We start from the raw sequence: 1779 nt of genomic DNA on the forward strand, positions 1-1779 counted from the left end.
GAGCAGTCGTCAGGCTACAATGCCAAGTATGAATACTGTGGCATTGTTGATAAAGTCTAACATGAATACAGTAAAGTTTTTATTTTTTAGTTTCTGTTTAGACAGATGATGACATCACCATTGTTACTTCAATCGAGTGTCGTAACTATTTACTACTCTACAGTACACGAGTATGTGATATTCATCTGCGAGGGGCCCCGAACGGTGTTGACGCCCCAAAGCCACCTGTGCTTCCGAAAGCGCCGCCGCTGCCACCTGCTGCGCCAAAGCCACCACTGGCTGCTGGGGCTCCTCCAAATGGAGATGGCGAAGATCCTTTGGCAAGAGCACCAAAGCTAGCAGCCCCACCAAAGCTGGAGGTCCCGAAAGAAGAGGACGCTTGCATCCCCATATTATTTGGCACCGAGCCTTGTCCGATAGGAGAAGCTTGACCAAATCCACCGCCCCCGCTAGCGCTGCCAAATGGGGTGGGGCCACCACCACCACCTGCCGATCCAAAGCCTGAGGAGGGAGATCCAATACCAAGAGTGGAAGGCTGTCCAAATCCTGGCGCAGAAGCAAAGGTAGACGAAGTTGCCCCAAAGCCACCACCTGCCGATCCAAAGCCTGAGGAGGGAGATCCAAAGCCTCCTGGTGCGGGTGCAGGAGACCCAAAGCCTCCCGGTGCAGGTGCAGGAGATCCAAAGCCTCCGGGTGCAGGTGCAGGAGATCCAAATCCTCCTGGTGCAGGGGCAGGAGATCCAAAGCCTCCCGGTGCAGGCGCAGGAGATCCAAAGCCTCCCGGTGCAGCTGCTAGAGATCCAAACCCTCCTAATGCAGGTGCCGGCGATCCAAACCCTCCTAATGCAGGTGATCCAAATCCACCAGGTGCAGGCGTGGGAGCCCCGAAACCAGACGACGACGAAATACCGAAGACAGAGGGATCCAGGTTGTATTTCTTAGCCAAGTTCCTAAACAGAGTTTCTTCCTGGCCCTGATATTTCGCCAGAACCTTGTCAATCTCGGCAATCTTGGACGGGTTGTATTGTTGATAAAAAGCTACCAAAATCTCACGCGGACTCTTCCCTGCATATGCTGTCTGGGATCCACCAGGCGCTGTCGGCTGTGTCGACATAGAAGGCGCCGGGGTACTACCGAATACGGGGGTAGAAGGTGTCATGGACGTACTCGGAGCACCAAAGGGAGACGGAGAAGACCCGAAAGCAGGGGCAGAGGGTGTTGATATGGAGCTTCCAAAAACACCCCCACTAGTGCCTTTGGCTGGTGTTGTAGTGGCGGTGCCAAATGGCGATGGCGAAGCAGGTGCATTAGTATTGCCAAAAGGGGATTGAGATTGAGCAGTCGCACCAAAAGGTGATGGACTCCCTGGGCCCGAGCTTGGAAAGGCATTTGTTGCCCCGGAAGCAGCAGCAGGTGCCGGTCCCTGCACTTTATCCAAAGGATTGGGAACCTTATACTTCTGTGACAGCTTTGCGAACATTTCTCGCTCGCGACCCTGTATTCGAAGAAGTGCGACAAAAAATATTCAGTTAGTTCTGGAAATCCCTGTCAACGCAAGTACTCGATGGTGCTGGAAAAGACAATATTATACAAGCGAGCTTACCTGATACTTTGTCAAATGCTTGTTGACATCGCCCACTTTTGTCGCGTTGTGCTGTTGGTAAAACTCGGTTAGAATTTTCTGATAATCAGGCTGGGAAGGAGCACTACTTGGTGAGAGAACTCCCCCTGCCGTCGAAAACACATCGGGGGCAATCGGTTTAGCAGCAGGACTTCCTT

At 52.8% G+C, this 1779-nt stretch carries 2 protein-coding genes; one reads left to right on the plus strand and one right to left on the minus strand.

From position 1 onward, the window contains the following. Positions 1-573: 573 nt before the first annotated feature. Positions 574-942, plus strand: coding sequence for a hypothetical protein (locus V6D20_17505; GenBank protein HEY9817580.1), 369 nt, complete (start codon positions 574-576; stop codon positions 940-942). Positions 943-1585: 643 nt separating this feature from the next. Here V6D20_17505 and V6D20_17510 read toward each other — a convergent pair. Then, on the minus strand, positions 1586-1779 hold a 194-nt coding region (locus tag V6D20_17510), incomplete at its 5' end, for a hypothetical protein (GenBank protein HEY9817581.1).

This window comes from Candidatus Obscuribacterales bacterium (genome assembly GCA_036703605.1).
Classification (GTDB): Bacteria; Cyanobacteriota; Cyanobacteriia; order RECH01; family RECH01; genus RECH01.